Source organism: Nonomuraea sp. NPDC005692 (assembly GCF_040631115.1).
Lineage (GTDB): Bacteria > Actinomycetota > Actinomycetes > Streptosporangiales > Streptosporangiaceae > Nonomuraea.
Genome location: NZ_JBEXYU010000028.1, coordinates 94,375 through 112,966 on the forward strand (window position 1 = coordinate 94,375; position 18,592 = coordinate 112,966).

Consider the following 18,592-nt stretch of genomic DNA (forward strand, 5'->3'; position numbering starts at 1 on the left):
ATCTCCTTCAGATGTAGAGGGTGTCGGGTTCGAGGCCGCACAGAATCCGCCCGTACAGCTCGGCGTTGGTGTTGGGGTGCATGAGGGCGTGCTGGTTGACGGCGTGCACGTCGCGGGCGATGCGCTGGATGGGCACGTCGCTGTAGATGGAGGAGCCGCCGCTGGCGGTGGCCAGGATGTCGACGGCCTCCTTGGCCAGGCGGCAGACGGCGCCCATGTCGGCGCGGGCGCGTACGCGCTCCTCGACGGTCCACCCGGCGGAGTCGGCGTCCTTGGCGTCCACGGTGGAGGACAGGCGGTGGGCGTGGAACTCGGCCTGGTCGATCTTGAAGGTGGCCTCGGCGACCTGGAGGTGGGTCAGCGGGGCGGCGCTCTGGCTGGTGTACCCGGTGTAGGTGATCTTGCGGTCCGGCAGCCGCTCGAAGAAGACCTCGCGGGCGGCCTTGGCCAGGCCGAGCACGGTCCCGACCGAGGAGGCGGCGGCCACGGGCAGCAGCGGCGAGCGGTAGATCGGGGAGCCGGCGTTGGCGCCGTCGGCGTGCTGTCCCTGGAGGATCGCGCCCAGCGGCATGACCCGCGCGGCCGGGACGAACAGGTCCTGGGCCACGGTGCTGACGCTGCCGGTGCCGCGCAGGCCGGAGGTGTGCCAGTCGTCGATGACGGTCAGGTCGCTCATCGGCACCAGCGCCATGACCGGCTCGGGCTCGCTGTCCGGGCCGACGACGACGGCCACGATCTCCTGCCAGTGGCTGTGGTGGGCGCCGCTGACGAAGCCCCACTTGCCGTTGACCACGATGCCGCCCTCGGCGCGCACGGCCATCGCGGTGGGGCTGAGCGTGCCGCAGATGCGCACGTCGGGGGTGGCGAACACCTCGTCCTGGACGGCCTCGGGGAAGTGGGCGGCCATCCAGGTCGGGATCCAGTAGACCGAGGCCGTCCACGCCGCGGCGCCGTCGGCGCGGCCCAGCTCGGCGGCGACCTCGACCAGGGTGCGCGTGTCCGCCTCGAAACCGCCGTAGCGGCGCGGCGTCCGCAGCCTGAAGACGCCGGCCTCGGCCAGCGCCTCGATCGTCTCCTCGTGCAGCCTGCGGTTCTCCTCCGCCCAGGCCGCGTTCCTGCGCAGGACAGGGCCTGCCTCCGTCGCGCGGCGGACGAGCTCTTCCCGCGCCGGAGCACCTGTCATCAACACCATGTCCTCCCGGGACGTCAGTCGAGACACTGCTCCCTGAACGTCCCATTCGCCGGTTGACGGGCGCATCTTCCGGCGTGCGGGATTGCCGGGCACGCACGGAGATGCGAAGGTCACCGGAGCCGGGCGAGCCTTGAGGGAAAACCCGAGACGAAGGGTTCGCGCAGCATGACAGCCGTCACCCACGCCCCCATGGCTCCGCCCGAGCCCGGGCTCACCCCCGACGAGATCGTCGCCAGGGCCGAGGCCATGGTGCCCGCCCTGGTCGAGCGCCAGGCCGAGACGGAGCGGCGCACCTACTACGCCCCCGACACCCACGAGGCGTTCGCCAGGGCGGGCTTCTACCGCATCCTGGTCCCCCGCCGCTTCGGCGGCTACGAGTTCGGCGTGGAGACCTTCATGCGGGTGTCGATGACGCTCGCGCGGGGCTGCCCGTCCACCGGCTGGATGTACTCCTTCGGCTCGGCGCACACGCTGGCGGTGGCCACGCTGTTCGGCGAGCGGGCCCAGAGCGAGCTGTTCGCCTGCGGGGACTTCGTCTGCCCGGCCACGGTCGCGCCCGGCGGCTCCGCCCGTCCGGACGGCGAGGGCGGGTGGCTCCTCGACGGCACCTGGAGCTACTGCTCGGGAGCCCCGTACGCCACCCACTTCATGGGCCACGTCGTCGTGGACGGGCAGCCGATGTTGTTCGTCGCGCCGCGCGACCAGTGGCGCCGGCTGGACGACTGGGGCGGCCAACTCGGCCTGAAGGGCAGCGGCTCGCACAGCATCGCCATGGACGGCGGCCGCGTCCCCGGCCACCTCACGCTGCCGATCCACCTCAGCCAGGCCGTCGTCACCGGCGGCACCCCGGGCCGGGAGCTGCACGGCAACCCCGAGTACGGCGGCGGCCCGCTCAGCGTCATGCTGCTCGGCAGCGCGGCCGTCGTGCTGGGCATGGCCCAGGGCGCCCTGGACGCCTACGAGGAGCTGATGCGCACCAGGACGACCATCTTCCCGCCGTTCACCACCCGCGCCGAGGACCCCGACTACCAGTCCTGGTACGGCGAGGCCGCCGGCATGCTCGCCGCCGCCGAGGCGGCCATGACGAACGCCGTCCAGCAGTGGAGCTGGACCTGCGCGGCGGGCCCGGAGGCGTTCACCAGGGAGCGGGACGTGCGCCTGGCCACCGTCAGCCGCGAGGTCGCCCGGCTGGCCTGGCGGGCCGTGGAGGGCTGCCTGTTCCCGACGGCCGGTTCCAGCGCGGTCAGGGACGGCCAGCGCATGGAGCGGATCTGGCGGGACATGTCCACCACGCACAGCCACGCCGGGTTCGCGATCTACCTGGCGGCCCTGGCCAACCGGGAGCTGTCCCGCGCCCGGTTCGGCCTGACCTGAACCTCCGGAAGACCAAGGCGGGCCCGGTCACCCGGGCCCGCCTTCTCGTGTGCTCAGTCTGGTGTGCTCAGTCTCGTGTGCTCAGTCCACCAGGACGGGCTCCTGGTCCGGCTGGTGGTGACCGTCGTGGACCCCGGCGAAGGGCGCCACGCCGCGCAGCCGGACCAGCGCGAGCACGGCCAGCACGGCGCACAGGGCCGCGCTCGCCCACGCGACCGCGTGCAGCCCGGTGGTGAACGCCTCGCGGGCCGCGCCGAGCAGCGCCGCGCCCTGGTCGGCGGGCAGCTGCCCGGCCACGGTGACCGCGCCGGTGATGCTGTCCTGGGCGAGCGCCGGGGTGCCGGCGGGCGGGGTGAACGTGCCCCGGTAGACCGCGGTGCCGAGGCTGCCCAGGGTCGCCACGCCGAGCGCGACGCCGAACTCGCCGCCGGTGGCCACCAGCGAGGCGGCCGAACCGGCCTGCTCCGGCGGGCTGGTGCTCATCGCCACCTGGTTGATCATGCCGCCGACCGGCCCGACGCCGAAGTAGCACACGCCGAGGAAGACGATCAGCGCGGTCACCGCGCCCACGACGACCTGGGTGAGCAGGAGCTGCCCGACGACCGCGATCAGCATGCCGCCGCCCAGTAGGTACGCCGGCCGCACCCGGCTGGCCAGCCGCGGGGTCAGGTTGATCGAGACGATGAGCGCGACGGCCGGGCCCAGCAGCCACAGCCCAGCCTCCAGCGGCGACATGCCCTCGACCGTCTGCAGGAACAGCGCGACCTCCATCCCGGTCCCGGTCTGCAGCGCCCCGCACAGCAGCCCGATCAGCACCGCGGCGGTGAACGCGCGGTGGCGGAACAGCCGCACGTCCAGCAGCGGGTGTGCCAGAGCGCGCTGGCGGTGCACGAACACCGCGCCCAGGAGCAGCCCGGCGGCGACCGCGACGGCCGGACCGGCGCCCCAGCCGTCGCGGGCGACCGCCTTGAGCCCGTAGATCAGCGGCAGGATCGCCGCCAGCGACAGCACGACGCTGACCAGGTCGATCCGGCCGCCGGTGGGATCGCGGAACTCCGGCAGCAGCGGGGCGGCGGCCAGCAGCAGGAGCATGACCGGCACGCCCATCAGGAAGACCGACCCCCACCAGAAGCGCTCCAGCAGCGCGCCGCCGACCACCGGGCCGAGCGCGATGCCGAGCATGAAGGCCGTGCCCCAGGCGGCCATGGCCAGGCCGAACTGCCGGGGGTCGCGGAACATGACGCCGATCAGGGACAGCGTCGAGGGCAGCAGCGTGGCCCCGGCGACGCCGAGCAGCGCGCGGGCCACGATCAGCATCTCGGGGCTGGTGGAGAAGGCGGCCAGGAGCGACAGCAGGCCGAAGGCCGCGCCCCCGGCCAGCAGCAGCCGCCGCCGGCCGATCCGGTCGCCGAGCGAGCCCATGGTGACCAGGAAGCCGGCGGTCATGAAGCCGTAGATGTCGGTGATCCACAGTTGCTGGGTGGCGTCCGCGCCCAGGTCGGCGCTGAGGTGCGGCAAGGCCAGGAACAGCACGCTGATGTCCAGGGCCACGAGCATCGTGGGCAGGAACAGCGCCACCAGCCCGAGCCACTCTTTCCGCCCCGCGCGCGGGGCGCCGTCGTCGGTCACGTCCTCACTCCTTGTTCCCTGGGTTCATGTGGTCAGCTCGATCCGCGTGTGGTCGCCGACCACGAGACGGTGGTCGCTGCGGCCGGGAGCGACGGTGGTGTAGCGCCCGATGAGCGAGCCGCGCAGGCCGCTGGCGGCCACGATGGAGGCGCCGTCGAGCACGATGGAGTCGGACAGGCGGGTGGAGCGCACCACGCAGTCGCGTCCGATGGAGGTGCCGGGCCCGATGTGGCTGTCCACGATCAGGGTGTCCGGGCCGATGATCGCCGGTCCCTCGACGACGGAGGCGACCACCCGCGCGCCGGGGCCGAGCACGACGTCGCCGCGTACCAGGCTGGCGGCGTCCACGTGGCCGGCGATGTCGCGGGAGAGCCGGGCCAGCAGCCGCCGGTTGCACTCCAGGACGTCCTCGACGCGGCCGGCGTCGCTCCAGTAGCCGCGGTAGAGGCTGGCCCGCACCTCCTGGCCGGAGGTGAGCAGCCACTGGACGGCGTCGGTGATCTCCAGTTCGCCCCGGCGTCCGGGGACGATGCGGTCCACCGCCTCGTGGACGGCGGGGGTGAAGAAGTAGACGCCGGTCATGACCAGGTCGCTGCGCGGATGTTCCGGCTTCTCCACCACCCGCAGCACCGCGCCGGTCTCGTCGGTCTCGACGACGCCGAACGGCCGAGGGTCGGCCACCCGGTGCACCACGATCTGGGCGGCCGGGCGCAACGCGTGGAACTCCTCGGCGATCGGGCCGATGCCGTCGGCCAGGACGCAGTCGCCGAGGTACATGACGAAGTCGTCGCCGCCGAGGAAGGGTCGCGCCAGCTTGACGCAGTGGGCCAGCCCAAGCGGGCGGAGCTGGCGGATGTAGGTGACGCGCGTCCCGAACCGCGAGCCGTCGCCGACGACCTCGGCGATCTGCGCCTCCCTGTCGCCGACCACGAGGCCGATCTCGGTCACGCCGAGCGCGCGCAGACTATCCAGCACGTGCTCCAGGACCGGTTTGTTGGCGATCGGGATGAGCTGCTTCGGCATGGAGTGGCTCAAGGGACGCATGCGGGTGCCCGACCCGCCGGACAGCACCAGAGCCTTCATGCTCGCCAGAATCCCAACGGCAGGCCCCCGCGGGCATCTCTGACAGTGCGGGATGACGGTCCGGGGCGACGGTGGGGGACGACGCGGGACAGTGCGGGATGACGGTGCGGGGCGATGCGGCGAGGTTCGGGCTAGCCGATGCCCTCCACCAGCCCGGCGGCCGAGGACAGGTTGTCACGCAGCCGCTGACCGGCCCGTTCGTCGACCGTGTCGGCCAGTTCGTGCACCCGCGACAGCGCCCGTTCGGCCGCGCTGGCGTCGCCGAGGGCGACCAGCACCTCGCTCAGCATCGTGAGCGTCTGCGCCTCGAACAGCGGCGCGCGCATCTGGCGGAACAGCGTGACCGCCTTGCGCAGGCGGCCGATCGCGTCGCCGGGCTCGTTCGTGGTGACGGCCAGCTCGCCCAGCCCGGCCAGGGCGTGCGCCTCGGCCAGGCGGTGGCGGGCGGTCTCGGCCACGGCCAGCGCCCGGCGCAGCAGGTCGCCGGCCTCGCGCAGGCGCCCCCTGCGCAGGTGGGCGATGCCGAGGCCGTGCAGGGCGAAGGACTCGCCGACGGTGTCGCCGATCTCCTCCACCAGCGTGAGCGCCTCCTCGAACGCGCCGGCCGCCAGCGCGAACTCCTCGGCCTGCAGGTGCACCCGGCCCATCCGGTGCAGGATCTGGGAGATGATGCGCCGGCTGCCGCCGCTCTTCCCGCGGACCAGCGCCTCGGCCAGCATGATCTTGGCGTCGTCGATGTCGCCGCACTCCGACCGGATGGCGGCCAGGTTGTCCAGCGTGTGCGCGGCCGAGATCTGGTCGCCGATGTCGGTGAAGATGGCCAGCGCCTGCTCCAGGTGCGTCGCGGCGGCATCGAGCTGGCCGTTCATGCGTTCCAGGAACGCCAGGTTCCGCCGGGACCGGGCGATCTGCACCACGTTGCCGGTCTTCTCGAACAGCGTCAGGGCGGCCTCGAAGTCGCGTCTGGCCTCGCCGAAGTGCTGCTCGGTCTGGGCCAGCGTGCCGCGCACGCACAACATCTCGGCCTGGCCTCGCTCGTCTCCCGCCCGGCGGGCGGCCTCCAGGGCGATCTCCTGGATCTCGCGCCAGTCGTCGAGGTAGACGTGCAGCTCGAAGAAGGGCTCGGCGTTCATGGCGGTACGCCAGCACAGCTCCACGAACCCGGCCTGGGCGGCCTGGCGGATGCCGGCCAGCAGCACGTGGCGCTCGCGTTCGAACCAGCCGATCGGGTCGGCGACCAGCCGCTCGACCAGCTCGGCCGGGAGCGGCGAGTCGGTGCCGGGCCGCAGGTGGGGGCCGGCGGGCGGGCCGTACTCGCGGGTCCTGGCGGTCTCGGTGAGGCGGTGCAGCGCGTCGAGCACGCGGGCCAGCGCCGCGCTGCGCTCGGCGGGCGGCTCCTCGGCGGCCAGGCGTTCGTGGGCGTAGACGCGGATGAGGTCGTGGAAGCGGTACTGGACGTTGACGTTCCTGCCGACCCCGGCGACCTCGATGAGCTGGGCGTCGACCAGGTCGTCGAAGAGGTCCTGGGCGTCGGCCAGCGGCCGGTCGAGCAGGGCGGCGCCGGTCCAGGCGGAGAAGATGTGCGAGTGCAGGATGGCCAGCCGGCGGAACAGGCAGCGGGCCTGCTCGGTGAGCGCGTCGTAGGTGAGCGAGAGGCTGGCCCTGATGCCCATGTCGCCGTGCTTGAGCTCGTCGAGCCGGCGGGCCTCGTCGCCGAGCCGGTCCACGAGCTGCTCCACGGCCCAGTGGGGGCGTGAGGCCAGGCGGGCGCCGGCGATGCGCAGCGCGAGGGGCAGGAAGCAGCACAGCTCGGCCAGTGCGGCGGCCGACTCCGGCTCGGCCCGTACCCGCTCGGCCCCGGCGATGCGGGACAGCAGCTCGACGGACTGGGCGGCGTCGAAGAGGTCGACGTCCACGTGGGTGGCGCCGGCCAGCCCGCCGAGCCGGGTCCGGCTGGTGGTGATGACGGCCGAGGTCGGGCTGCCGGGTAACAGCGGCAGCACCTGGCTCTCGGCGGCGGCGTCGTCGAGCACGATCAGCATCCTGCGGTCGGCCAGCAGCATGCGGTACAGCTCGGCCCGCTCGCCGAGGGTGTCGGGCAGCGCCGTCCCCTGCACGCCGCAGGCCCGCAGGAACCGGTCGAGCACCTGCATCGGGTGGACCGGGCGGGAGACGCCGCCGTGCAGGTCGGCGAAGAGCTGGCCGTCGGGGAAGTGCGCGGCGACGCTGTGCGCGGCGTGCACGGCGATCGTGGTCTTGCCGATCCCGGCCCGCCCGGCGACCGCGATGACGGGCACGGCGAAGCGGCCGTCCCCGGCCAGGGGGACGGTCACCCGCTGCCTGATGACGTCGAGCTGGGCCTGCCGCCCGATGAAGTCGGCGATGTCGGAGGGGAGCATGCCGGGCACCGCGGGCGGACGGGCGGGCGGCTCGGCCGGGGCCGCCGCGGGCGGCGGCTGCGCCTCCAGGCTCTCGTCGGAGGTGAGGATGGCCGACTCGAGCTGCTGCAGCCGTTCGTTGGGCTCGATGCCCAGCTCCCCGACGATGACCCGCCGCGCGTCGCGGTAGACCTGGAGCGCCTCGGCCTGCCGTCCTGAGCGGTAGAGGGCGACCATGAGCTGGGCGGCCAGCCCCTCCCTGAGCGGGTGTTCCTGGACGAGCGCGGCCAGCTCGCCGACGAGCTCGTGGTGGCGGCCGAGGTCCAGTTCGAGCTGCACGCAGTCCTCGTTGACGGTGACGCGCTGCTCGGCGATCCCGCTGGCCAGCGCCTGCACGGCCCTGCTGTCGATGCCGTCGAAAGCCGGGCCGCGCCACAACGCCAGCGCCTCGCGGTAGTGCTGGATGGCCTCGGGGAAGGAACGTCCGTCGCGAGCCTTGCGGGCCCGGCTCACAAGGCTCTCGAAACGGCGTGCGTCGATCGCGTCGGCGGGGGCACGCAACATGTAGCCCTGCCGGGTGGTGACGATCATCTCGGGGTGGCCGTGGGCGCTGAACAGGCGCCTGAGCGCGGAGATGCAGATCTGCACCTGCGCACGCGACGTGGCCGGGGGGTCCTCGTCGTAGATCGCCTCGACGAGGCGGTCCAGAGTGACCGAGTGATTGGCGTTCAGGATCAGGACGGCGAGGACGATCTGCTGCCGCGCCCCGCCCAGATCGAGCTGTCTCTCGCTCGCAGTTACCTCGAGCGCACCCAACACGCGAAACTCCACCCGCATCCCCTCAAACAAATCATCGCCCTCGGTCAAAGATCTTTCCCGACGCGACCGGAATCCGGGCGTGATTGCCATGATGAGCGGCGTAACTGGTGCTTACCCCTCAAAAGTTTCTGCCATGGTTGGGTGGATGGTACAACGCCATTGGGTATGTGGCCAGTTTTGGAGCGTTTCAGGGTGATCCGTGTTGCCTGTCACCGTCAGCGCTGAAAGACACCCTCGATCAGGCCCCAGGGCCAGTCCATCGTGCCGTTGACGGTGTCGTGCTGGCCGGCGGACGGAACGGCGTGCGCGGGGGCCGGCGCGGCGGCGATGGCGGCGAAGCCGGCCAGCGCGGCGAGCAGCAGGGCGACGGTGAGGCGGACGCGGGCGGTGATGGCGGTGGTCGCGGTCATTTCGATCTACCTCCGGGTGATTACCGCGGTCTTCGTTCGCGGCTTCGGAAATGACGCTCACACGGTGCGCAATTCGCCCTTTATCCATCTTCTTTTCACCGGCCATCAGCGCACGTTGGACGCTGTGCGCACCGATCCCCGCACCCCCGGCGATAGCCGCGATAGCGCAAAATAAGGCGGGCGCCTCCTTTCGTCATCGGCGGCGATCGGACGGCGATAGCGCGGCGATAGCGGAGGGAGGTCCGGCGGATAGGCGGCGGCGCGAGCCTTGGGCGCGAGCCCGGGCGGCGCGACGTGTCGTCGTCCGGGTGGCCATGTGCGCGGACGGCCCGCGCGGACCACTCGGAGAGGTTCGATGGGAATAGCGGTGCAAGCCCAGGACGCGGTCTACGGCCGGGGTGCGGCTGACCTGCACGTACGCCTGGACCATGACGCCGACGGGCAGTGGGTGCTCGAAGCCGAGACCCGTACGGACCAGGACGGGTCGGTCAGCGAGTGGGCCGACCGCCCGCTCGACCGCGGCCTGTACCGCATCGTGTTCGCCACCGACCCGTACTTCGTCGGGCTCGGGCTGCGGCCGGCGTATCCGGAGATCGTCGTCACCTTCCGCATGGTGGACGAGACCGCCGTGAACCACATCGTCGTGCTGATCTCGCCGCATTTCTCGACCGTCTATTTCGGATCGCTCAGCTGAGGGACAGTGAGGCCGGACATGAAGATCAGCCGCTATCGACCCTTCCCCCGGATGCCGCTCGGCGACCGCGCCTGGCCGGACGCCGCGCTCACCGCGCCGCCGCGCTGGTTGTCCACCGACCTGCGGGACGGCAACCAGGCTCTGCCCAGGCCCATGGACCCCGGCCGCAAGCTGGTGCTGTTCGACCTGCTGGTGGGCATGGGCTACAAGGAGATCGAGGTCGGCTTCCCGGCGGCGAGCCAGGACGACTACGACTTCGTCCGGCTCCTGGTCGAGCGCGACCGCATCCCGGACGACGTGTGCGTGACCGTGCTGACCCAGGCGCGCGACGAGCTGATCGAGCGCACGGTGGAGAGCGTGAGCGGGGCGCCCAGGGCGACGATCCACCTCTACAACGCGACCTCGCCGCTGGCGCGGCGGCTGGTGTTCGGGATGAGCCGGGACGAGTGCAAGGACCTGGCGGTCCAGGGAACCCGATTAGTCATGAAATATGCCGATAAATTACTCGAAGAGGGTGATGTTCGGTTTCAGTACTCGCCTGAGCATTTCCACGACACCGAGCCCGACTTCGCGCTGGAGGTCTGCGCGGCCGTCATGGACGTCTGGCAGCCGGGCCCGGACCGGCCGATCATCCTGAACTTCCCCACGACGGTCGAGCGCTCGACGCCCAACGTGTTCGCCGACCAGATCGAGTGGCTGCACCGCAACCTGCCGCACCGCGAGCACGTCTGCCTGTCGGTGCACACGCACAACGACCGCGGCACCGGGGTCGCGGCGGCCGAGCTGGCGATGCTGGCCGGCGCCCAGCGCGTCGAGGGCTGCCTGTTCGGCAACGGCGAGCGGGCGGGCAACGTCTGCCTGGTCACGCTCGGCCTGAACCTGGCCACCCAGGGCGTCGACCCCGGCATCGACTTCTCCGAACTCGACCGGGTGCGGCGCGTCGTCGAGGAGTGCACCGGGCTCGCGGTGCCGCCGCGCCACCCGTACGGGGGCGACCTGGTGTTCACCGCCTTCTCCGGCGGGCACCAGGACGCGATCAAAAAGGCGTTCGACGCCATGGACCGGGAGGCGGCCCGTACCGGGAGCGATCCGGCACGGCTGCCGTGGGAGGTGCCGTACCTGCCGGTGGACCCGCGGGACCTGGGGCGCACGTACGAGGCGGTGGTCCGGGTCACCAGCCAGTCGGGCAAGGCTGGCCCGGCGTACCTGCTCAACGCCCGGTACGGGATCACGCTGCCGCGCGGGCTGCAGATCGAGCTGGGCCGGGCCGTCCAGGCGATGGCGGAGGCCGGGCAGGGCGAGGTCGAGCCGGAACGGATCAGGCGGCTGTTCGAGCAGGAGTACCTGACGCCCGGCGCCTCCCCCGGCGACCTGCCCGGCGACCTGCCCGACGACCTGGCCGGGACGGTGGCCACGCTGCACGTCGACGGCGGCGCGTACGGGCAGGCCCGGCCCGACACGGCGGCGGCGCTGCGCGCGGCGCTGGAGGCCGCCGGCGTCCGGGTCCGGGCCGTGCACCACCTCGACGGCGCGGCCGGCGCCGCCGGCGGCGAGGTGACCGTCTACGCCCGGTGCGGCCTCGACGGCGGCACGGCGTGGGGCGCCGGCGCCGCGCCCGACGCGGTCGCCGCGGCCCTGGCCGCCGTGCGCACCGCCGTGGCCCGCGCCCGCCGCGCGGCCCCGCCGCCCACCGCAACCGCCCCTGAGCTGCCCCTTCCGGAGCCCGGACGCCGGCGCGCGGCCAGGAACCGGCGGCTGATGGCGGGACGATAGAGATCGAATACCACCCCGGCCTAGCGTGAGCGCAACACGACATGTGGGGAGACGGCCATGACTCTCATCGAACGGCAGGAGGAGATGTCCTGCCTGGAGTCGCTCGTCGCCAACGCCATCCTCGGCCGTGGACGGGTCGCGCTGGTCAGCGGGCCCGCCGGGACGGGCAAGAGCGCGCTGCTGCGCGCGTTGTCCGAACAGGCCATAGAGCTGGGCGCGCTCGCGGTGACGGCGACAGGATCGCGGATGGAGCAGGACCTGCAGCTGGGCCTGCTCCGCCAGCTCATCCAGGACGCCCCCTTGGTCGAGGAGGAGCGCGAGCGCTCGGAGAAACTGCTGGCGGAGGGCGTGCGGACCGCGACCGCGGCGCACGCCGACGCCGAGCGGCTGCTCGACCCGCAGGTCGTGCACGCCCTCGTCACGGTGCTGCTCGACCTGTCCGAACGCTGCCCGCTGGTGGTCGTCGTGGACGACGTGCACCACGCCGACCGCACCTCCCTGCTCTGCCTGGCCTACCTGGCGCGGCGGGTGCGCAACGCGCGGATCGTGGCGGTGTTCGCGCTCAACGACCGGCAGGGCACGGACGGTCCGCTGGAGACCGACCTGCTGCGGCTGCCGCACTGCCTGCGCCTGCAGCTCGCCCCGCTGTCCCGCAGGGGCGTGGCCGCGCTGGTGGCGGGCCAGGTGGGGCTCAGCGCGACCGAGCGGTTCGCCGACGAGTGGCACACGATCAGCGGCGGCAACCCGCTGCTGGCCGGTGAGCTGGCCGCCGACTACCGCCAGCACCTGCGGGCCGTGGAGGAGCCGCCGCGCGAGCTGGTCGTCGGCGACCGGTTCGTCCGGGCGGTCGAGACGTGCCTGCGGCGCAGCCACCCGCGTACCGTCCGGGTGGCGCAGGGCCTGGCCATCCTCGGCGAGGCCGACGGGCTGGCCGAGATGCTCGAACTGCCCGCGGTCGACGTCAGCAGGGAGCTGCTCACGATCGGCGCGACCGGCCTGCTGCGCGGCGGCGGCTACCGGCACGAGGCGGTGCGCTCGGCGGTGCTGGCCGGCATGGACCTGTCCGAGCGCAAGGAGCTGTACCGCCGCGCCGCCGAGCTGGCCTACACGCGCGGCGTGCGGCCCGGCGTGGTCGCCGACCGCCTGCTCCAGGCCGCCCGGGTCGAGGCGCCGTGGGTGGTGCCCACGCTGGAGGAGGCCGCGCTGGCCGCGCTGCGCAAGGGCGAGGTGGAGTCGGCGGTGGCCTACCTGAAGCTGGCCTGGCGCGAGTGCACCGACGAGCTCCAGCGCTCCAAGCTGATGACCATGCTCGTCCGCGCGGAGTGGCGGATCAACCCGGCCGCCCCCGCCGGGCACCTGGACCAGCTCACCGAGGCGCTGCAGAAGGGCAGCCTGCACGGCAGCGACGCCGTCGTGCTGGCCCGCGCGCTGCTGTGGCACGGCCGCTTCGAGGACGCCCGCGACGTGCTGGAGCAGCTCAACCAGGAGGCGTCGGCGTCCGACCACGCGACGCTGGCCGAGCTGGTCGTGGCGCAGCTGTGGCTGCGGGTGACCTGCCCGCCGCTGGCCGCCTACGTGGCCAACCCGCCGCGGGAGCACATCCTGGCCGGGATGGTGTCGGTCGCCGTCAACCGGCGGCTGGAGTCCACGCTCGCCCTGGCCGAGGTGCTCACCCACGGCCCCCGGGAGCACAACCTCGACGCCGTCGAGCGCATCCTGGAGGGCGAGCGGCTGGACGAGATGTCCCTGGACGTCGTGGAGAACTCGCTGCTGGCCCTCACCTACGCCGGGCGCTGCGAGCGCGCGGCGCCGCTGTGCGACCTGTTCGGCGACGAGGCGGCGGCCCGGCAGGCGCCGAGCCGGCGGGCCCGGCTGGCGGCCATCCGGGCCGAGATCGCGATCCGCCAGGGCGACATGCCCGCGGCCGAGCGGCACGCCCGCATCGCCTTGGACACGATCCCGATGAGCAGCTGGGGCGTGGCCATCGGCGGCCCGCTGGCCAGCCTGATCATCGCGCTGACCGCGATGGGCCGGCACGAGGCCGTGCGCGACCCGCTGGACCGGCCGGTCGCCGAGGCCATGTTCCAGACCCGCTACGGCCTGCACTACCTGTACGCCCGCGGCCGCTACAACCTGGCCGGCGAGTCGTTCGTGGCGGCCCTGCACGACTTCCTGCGCTGCGGCGAGCTGGTGACGGCCTGGGGCCTGAACAACCCGGCGCTGATCCCCTGGCAGGCCGACGCGGCCGAGGCGTGCCTGCGGATGGGCCAGACCGAGGAGGCCAGAGAGCTGATCAAGGCCCACCTGGACGGCTGCGGCCCCGGCGCCTACCGGGGACGCGGCATCGGGATGCGGCTCAAGGCGGCCGTCTCCGAGCCGGCCCGCCGTCCGGCGCTGCTGCGCCAGGCGGTGGAGTACCTCCAGCTCGCCGGCGACCGGTACGAGCTGGCCAGGGCGCTGTTCGACCTGGTGGAGGCGTACGAGGCGCTGGGCGAGTTCCGGCGGGCCCGGACGGTGGCCGGACGGGCGCAGGCGGCGGCCCTGGAGTGCGGGGCCGAGCCGATGATCGGCGCGCTCAGCCGGGCGGCGGACGCGGACGGCGCGCCGTCCCCCCTGCCGGGCGACCTGATCGGGGTGCTGAGCGTCGGCGAACGCCGGGTCGCCGCGCTGGCGGCGGCCGGTTACAGCAACCGCGAGATCGCGGCCAAGCTCTACATCACGATCAGCACCGTCGAGCAGCACCTGACCCGCACCTACCGCAAGCTGAACATCCGCCGCCGGGCCGACCTCCCGCTCGTGGTGGAGTTCGACGACACCGCCCAATCCTGACCCGGGCCGACCCGGTCCGGCGAGCCTTCCGCCGCCGGACCGGGTTCACCCGTGCTCACCTGTGCTCCCGACAGGCACCGGGCATGCAGGAAGTTGCGGCCGCGCGGGCCCGCGGGCGAGCGTCGAAGGCATGGAACTCACCGTGGTGCGGGGGCAGGCGACCCCCGAGGAACTCGAAGCGGTCGTCGCGGCGGTCTTCCGCCGCCTGGCCGAGGCGGCCGAGCGCGAGGCGTCGGCCTGGTCCGATCCGTCCGTATTGGTGCGCAGCCCGCTGCCCGGCGGTGGCGGCGACTGGCGGCTGGCGGCCTGGGCGAGCTGACCCGGGTCTTCACGGTACTGGAGGAGGAGCACACCATGTCGTCTCTGCTCGGTTCGCTGCGCCGGCTCGTGCTGGCGCCATCCCTGGCCGACGTGACCTTCGGCGCACGCGGCTTTCCCGTCGTCCCCTCGGCGCTCACCGGGCGCCTGGAGGCCATCCCGCAGGCCGTCGTGTGCGGCTTCGAGTGGGGCATCGACGTCCGCGACCAGTGGGAGATCGAGCGCCGGCTGTCCCTGGTGGACGTCGAGCAGCGCGGCTTCGCCTACGAGGGCGCGACGATGGCCTTCACCGTGCTGGACGCCATGGGCGGCGGGCGCGGGCGGCGTACCCGGGACCTGCTCATGGGTCCGGGGCAGCCGCACATCTTCCTGGCCTACATCGGCATCGGCTTCGCCATGGCCCGGCTGCCGCGGGTGTTGTGGAAGAAGGTGCTGCCCGACCTGGACGGCACCCCGTACCACCCGGTGATGAGCTGGCTGGCCGTGGACGGCTACGGCTTCGACCTGGCCTACTTCCACACCCGCCGGTACGTGGACGGGCAGCAGGTGCCGGCCCCCTACCCCTGGCAGGGCGAGGCGGCCTACTTCCCGCGCGCCGTGGACCAGGGCGTCGGCCGGGCGTTGTGGTTCATCCACGGCGGCCGGCCGGGCGACGTGGCCGCGGCGGTGCGCGCGTTCGCCGCGGGGCGGCAGGCGGACCTGTGGAGCGGGGTGGGGCTGGCGGCCACGTTCGCCGGATGCGCGGCGGGCGCGGCGGCGGTGCTGCGCGAGGAGGCCGGGGAGCACCGGGGCGAGCTGGCACAGGGCTCGGTCTTCGCGACCAAGGCCCGGCACTACTCGGGGTTCGTCCCGGAGCATTCGGCGGCCACGGGCGCGGTGCTGACGGGGCTCGACGTGGCCGGCGCGGTCGCGCTGGCCGACGACGGCGAAGTAGCCGCGGGCACGTCGGAACGCGTCCCGGATTACGAGCTGTGGCGCGGCAGGGTGCGCGCGCATTTCGCGGCGGAGGCCGAGATCCCGGCCCGCTGAGCGTTTCCCGGAATAAGCACGTCATTCGCTTTCGCACGCCCAAAAATGAGCCTCCGAGCTGAGCAAACCCGAAGTTGTCCGGCCACCGGGCGGCATGTGTCAATGAAATTGGATTGTTCGGGCTATAAGCGGCGGAGGCTCAATTGGCAAGCGCATTGCGGTCACTCAGACGCAGAATTCTGGTGCCGGACGTCGGCGAGACGAAAGTCGAAAAGCGCGGCTTCTGGGTGAAGAACGCGGCGTCCACTGAAATACTGGAGACGGTCGGCGAATACTTTCTCGCCGGTTACGCCCACGCCGTGGAGTCGCGCACCGTCGCCGAGGCCGAGGACCGGCTCGAAGAGGTGCCCGCCCGCTTCCGCGGCTTCGCCTACGAGGGCGCGGGCATGGGCTTCGCCATCCTGGACTGCATGACCTTCGGCGACCTGCGCCGGGTCAACGCCTTCCTCCAGGGACGCGGGCACCACCACAACTACATGATCTACGTGGGGATCGGCTGGGCCATGGCCCGGCTCCCCCGCTTCCTGTGGCCCAAGCCCCGGCTGCTGGACCCGCTGCTGCTGTGGCTGGTCCACGACGGGTACGGCTTCCACCAGGCCTACTTCCACACCGACCGGTACGTGCACCAGCAGGTGCGCGAACCCCGCTTCTCCTGGCCGGCCGGCCAGGAGGACTACGCGGCCCACGCCCTCGACCAGGGCATCGGCCGCGCGCTGTGGTTCGTCGCCGGCACCAGCGCCGAGCGGGCGGTCACACTGCTCGAACGGTTCCCCGAGTCCCGCCACGCCGACCTCTACGCCGGCATCGGCCTGGCCGCCACCTACGCGGGCGGCGCCGACGAGGCCGAGCTGCGGTGGCTGCGCGAGCGCGCCGGAGCGCACCGGGGGCCGCTGGCCCAGGGCAGCGTGTTCGCCGCCGAGGCCAGGATCCGCGCCGGGCTGCTCTTCCCGCACACCGAGTCGGCCGTGGGCGTTCTCTGCGGCACCACGGCGGAGCAGGCGGCCGAGGTGAGCCGCGTGACCCGCCCCACCGCGACAGCACAGGACTCGCCGCCCGCCTATGAGGGGTGGCGCCGGCGCATCGCCGAGACGTTCGTCTTCCATGGAGGTGTTCCCTCGTGAGCTCGGTAGCCGCGTGGTTGCGCAAGCAGGCGGCGGGAGTCGCCGCACTCGCGCTGATGATCGCCGTCTTCGCGATCGGCCACCCGACCTTCGCCTCGGACGCGACCAAGGCCGAGATGGCCGGCGCGTACGGCTTCAAGTCCCTGGCGATCGCCATGCCGGGCGGCGGCCCGGCCAAGACCGTCCGCAAGGTGAACCAGGCCTACAAGCACATCGACGCCTGGATCTCCTCCGTGGGGGCCGCGATCGCGCTGAACGACCTCGACGGCAACGGCAGGGACGACGACCTGGTGATCGTGGACCCGCGTACCGACCAGGTGGTCCTCACCCCGGCGCCGGTCGAGGGCGGCGGCGAGCGGTACCGGCCGTTCGCGCTGTCGCTCGGCTCGCTGCCGGTCACCGACGCGATGGCGCCCATGGGCGCGGTGCCCGCCGACTACAACGACGACGGCCGGACGGACCTGCTGGTCTACTGGTGGGGCCGCACGCCCACGCTGCACCTGCAGCGGCCCACCGCGGCCCGGTTCGAGGCCGCCGCCTTCGACGCGGCCGAGCTGGTGCCCAACGCGGGCGGCGCGAAGTACACCGGCGAGCTGTGGAACAGCAACGTCGCGACCGTCGCCGACTTCGACGGTGACGGCAAGCAGGACATCTTCGTCGGCAACTACTTCCCCGACGGCAGCCCGATCCTCGACAGCCGCGTGGACGGCGGCGTGCAGATGAACCACTCGCTGTCCAAGGCCCTCAACGGCGGCCGGGACTACTTCTTCCGCGGCACCGGCAACGGCGGCTTCACCCGCCTGGACGGCGTGCTGCCGCCGGACGTCTCCACCGGCTGGGAGCTCGGCGCGACCAGCGCCGACCTGGACGGCGACGGCCTGCCCGAGCTGCTGCTGAACAACGACTTCGGGCCCGACCACCTGCTCTACAACACCTCCTCCCCCGGCGCCATCAAGTTCTCCGCCACCACCGGGGCGCACGAGATCGGCGTGCCCAAGTCGAAGGTGCTCGGCGAGGACTCCTTCAAGGGCATGGGCTCGGACGCCGGCGACCTCAACCACGACGGCGTCCTGGACTTCTTCGTCAGCAACATCACCACCCCGTACGGCATCCAGGAGAGCAACTTCACGTTCCTGTCCACCGTCAAGACCCAGGCCGAGCTGCGCGAGAAGCTGCGGCAGGGCGAGGCGCCGTGGAAGGACCTCAGCGCCGAGCTGCGCACCGCCTGGTCCGGCTGGGGCTGGGACCCGAAGATCGAGGACTTCGACAACGACGGCGAGAACGAGATCGTCCAGGCGACCGGGTTCGTCAAGGGCGACGTCAACCGCTGGCCGCCGCTGCAGGAGCTGGCCGCCGCCAACGACGGCGTGACCAGCAACCCCAAGTCGTGGCCGAACGTCACCGAGGGCGCCGACATCGCCGGCGCGCAGACGCTGGCCTTCTTCGCCAAGGGCCCCGACGGCCGCTACGCCAACCTGTCGGAGCAGCTCGGCCTGGCCGTGCCCGTGCCGACGCGCGGCATCGCGACCGGGGACGTCAACGGCGACGGCCTGATCGACTTCGCGGTGGCCCGCCAGTGGGAGGCCCCCGCCTTCTACCTCAACACCAGCCGGTCGGCGGGCTCGTTCCTCGGGCTGCGCCTGCAGTACGACACCCCCTCCGCGGCCGGCCCGCTGCCCGCCGCCGGGTCGCCGGTGATCGGCGCGACGGTGACCGCGACCACACCCGACGGCCGCTCCTTCGTCGGCCGCGTGGACGGCGGCAGCGGCCACTCCGGCAAGCGCGCGCACGCGGTGCACATCGGCCTCGGCGCGAACGTCACCGGCACCGTGCGGGTCAAGCTGAGCTGGCGCGACCGCGCCGGACAGCGGCACCAGCAGGAGCTCACGCTCACCCCCGGCTGGCACACCCTCCAGCTCGGCTCGCAAGCGAAGGAGAAGTGA

General features: G+C 72.7%; 13 protein-coding genes. 8 read left to right on the forward strand and 5 right to left on the reverse strand.

Annotation, left to right across the window (positions count from 1 at the left end):
- Nucleotides 1–7 precede the first annotated feature (7 nt).
- Complete coding sequence (locus tag ABZ459_RS39560) at nucleotides 8–1,183, reverse strand: acyl-CoA dehydrogenase family protein (protein WP_357981990.1); 1,176 nt, start codon at nucleotides 1,181–1,183, stop codon at nucleotides 8–10.
- 174 nt (nucleotides 1,184–1,357) lie between these two features.
- On the opposite strand from ABZ459_RS39560, the gene ABZ459_RS39565 reads away from it, so the two are divergent.
- Nucleotides 1,358–2,566, forward strand: coding sequence for an acyl-CoA dehydrogenase family protein (locus tag ABZ459_RS39565; protein ID WP_357981993.1), 1,209 nt, complete (start codon nucleotides 1,358–1,360; stop codon nucleotides 2,564–2,566).
- Between the two features lie 81 nt (nucleotides 2,567–2,647).
- Here ABZ459_RS39565 and ABZ459_RS39570 read toward each other — a convergent pair whose 3' ends face one another.
- The 4 genes from ABZ459_RS39570 to ABZ459_RS39585 all read right to left on the reverse strand — a co-directional run bounded on the left by ABZ459_RS39570 (nucleotide 2,648) and on the right by ABZ459_RS39585 (nucleotide 8,885).
- Nucleotides 2,648–4,195 (reverse strand): MFS transporter, encoded by a 1,548-nt coding sequence (locus ABZ459_RS39570; RefSeq protein ID WP_357981996.1) that lies wholly within the window; start codon nucleotides 4,193–4,195, stop codon nucleotides 2,648–2,650.
- 24 nt (nucleotides 4,196–4,219) lie between these two features.
- The gene (locus ABZ459_RS39575; RefSeq protein ID WP_357981999.1) at nucleotides 4,220–5,278 is read right to left on the reverse strand and encodes a glucose-1-phosphate thymidylyltransferase; all 1,059 of its coding nucleotides are present in this window, start codon (nucleotides 5,276–5,278) and stop codon (nucleotides 4,220–4,222) included.
- A gap of 131 nt (nucleotides 5,279–5,409) precedes the next feature.
- Nucleotides 5,410–8,475: a BTAD domain-containing putative transcriptional regulator gene (locus ABZ459_RS39580; RefSeq protein WP_357982002.1), complete on the reverse strand. Its 3,066-nt coding sequence runs from the start codon at nucleotides 8,473–8,475 to the stop codon at nucleotides 5,410–5,412.
- A 215-nt stretch (nucleotides 8,476–8,690) separates the two neighbouring features.
- Complete coding sequence (locus ABZ459_RS39585; RefSeq protein ID WP_357982005.1) at nucleotides 8,691–8,885, reverse strand: hypothetical protein; 195 nt, start codon at nucleotides 8,883–8,885, stop codon at nucleotides 8,691–8,693.
- A 367-nt stretch (nucleotides 8,886–9,252) separates the two neighbouring features.
- On the opposite strand from ABZ459_RS39585, the gene ABZ459_RS39590 reads away from it, so the two are divergent.
- The 7 genes from ABZ459_RS39590 (at nucleotide 9,253) to ABZ459_RS39620 (ending at nucleotide 18,592) form a co-directional block, all read left to right on the forward strand.
- Entirely contained in the window at nucleotides 9,253–9,579 is a 327-nt protein-coding gene (locus ABZ459_RS39590; RefSeq protein WP_357982008.1) for a hydroxyisourate hydrolase, read from the forward strand.
- 18 nt (nucleotides 9,580–9,597) lie between these two features.
- On the forward strand, nucleotides 9,598–11,352 hold the full coding sequence (locus ABZ459_RS39595) for a 2-isopropylmalate synthase (RefSeq protein WP_357982011.1): 1,755 nt from the start codon (nucleotides 9,598–9,600) through the stop codon (nucleotides 11,350–11,352).
- A gap of 57 nt (nucleotides 11,353–11,409) precedes the next feature.
- The gene (locus tag ABZ459_RS39600; protein WP_357982014.1) at nucleotides 11,410–14,181 is read left to right on the forward strand and encodes an AAA family ATPase; all 2,772 of its coding nucleotides are present in this window, start codon (nucleotides 11,410–11,412) and stop codon (nucleotides 14,179–14,181) included.
- Between the two features lie 130 nt (nucleotides 14,182–14,311).
- Nucleotides 14,312–14,500, forward strand: a complete 189-nt coding sequence (locus ABZ459_RS39605; protein ID WP_352366329.1) for an acyl-CoA carboxylase epsilon subunit — start codon at nucleotides 14,312–14,314, stop codon at nucleotides 14,498–14,500.
- 35 nt (nucleotides 14,501–14,535) lie between these two features.
- Nucleotides 14,536–15,528, forward strand: coding sequence for a DUF1702 family protein (locus tag ABZ459_RS39610; protein ID WP_357982018.1), 993 nt, complete (start codon nucleotides 14,536–14,538; stop codon nucleotides 15,526–15,528).
- A gap of 155 nt (nucleotides 15,529–15,683) precedes the next feature.
- Nucleotides 15,684–16,649, forward strand: a complete 966-nt coding sequence (locus ABZ459_RS39615; protein ID WP_357982128.1) for a DUF1702 family protein — start codon at nucleotides 15,684–15,686, stop codon at nucleotides 16,647–16,649.
- Entirely contained in the window at nucleotides 16,646–18,592 is a 1,947-nt protein-coding gene (locus ABZ459_RS39620; protein ID WP_357982021.1) for a CRTAC1 family protein, read from the forward strand. Before ABZ459_RS39615 ends, ABZ459_RS39620 begins: the two co-directional genes overlap by 4 nt.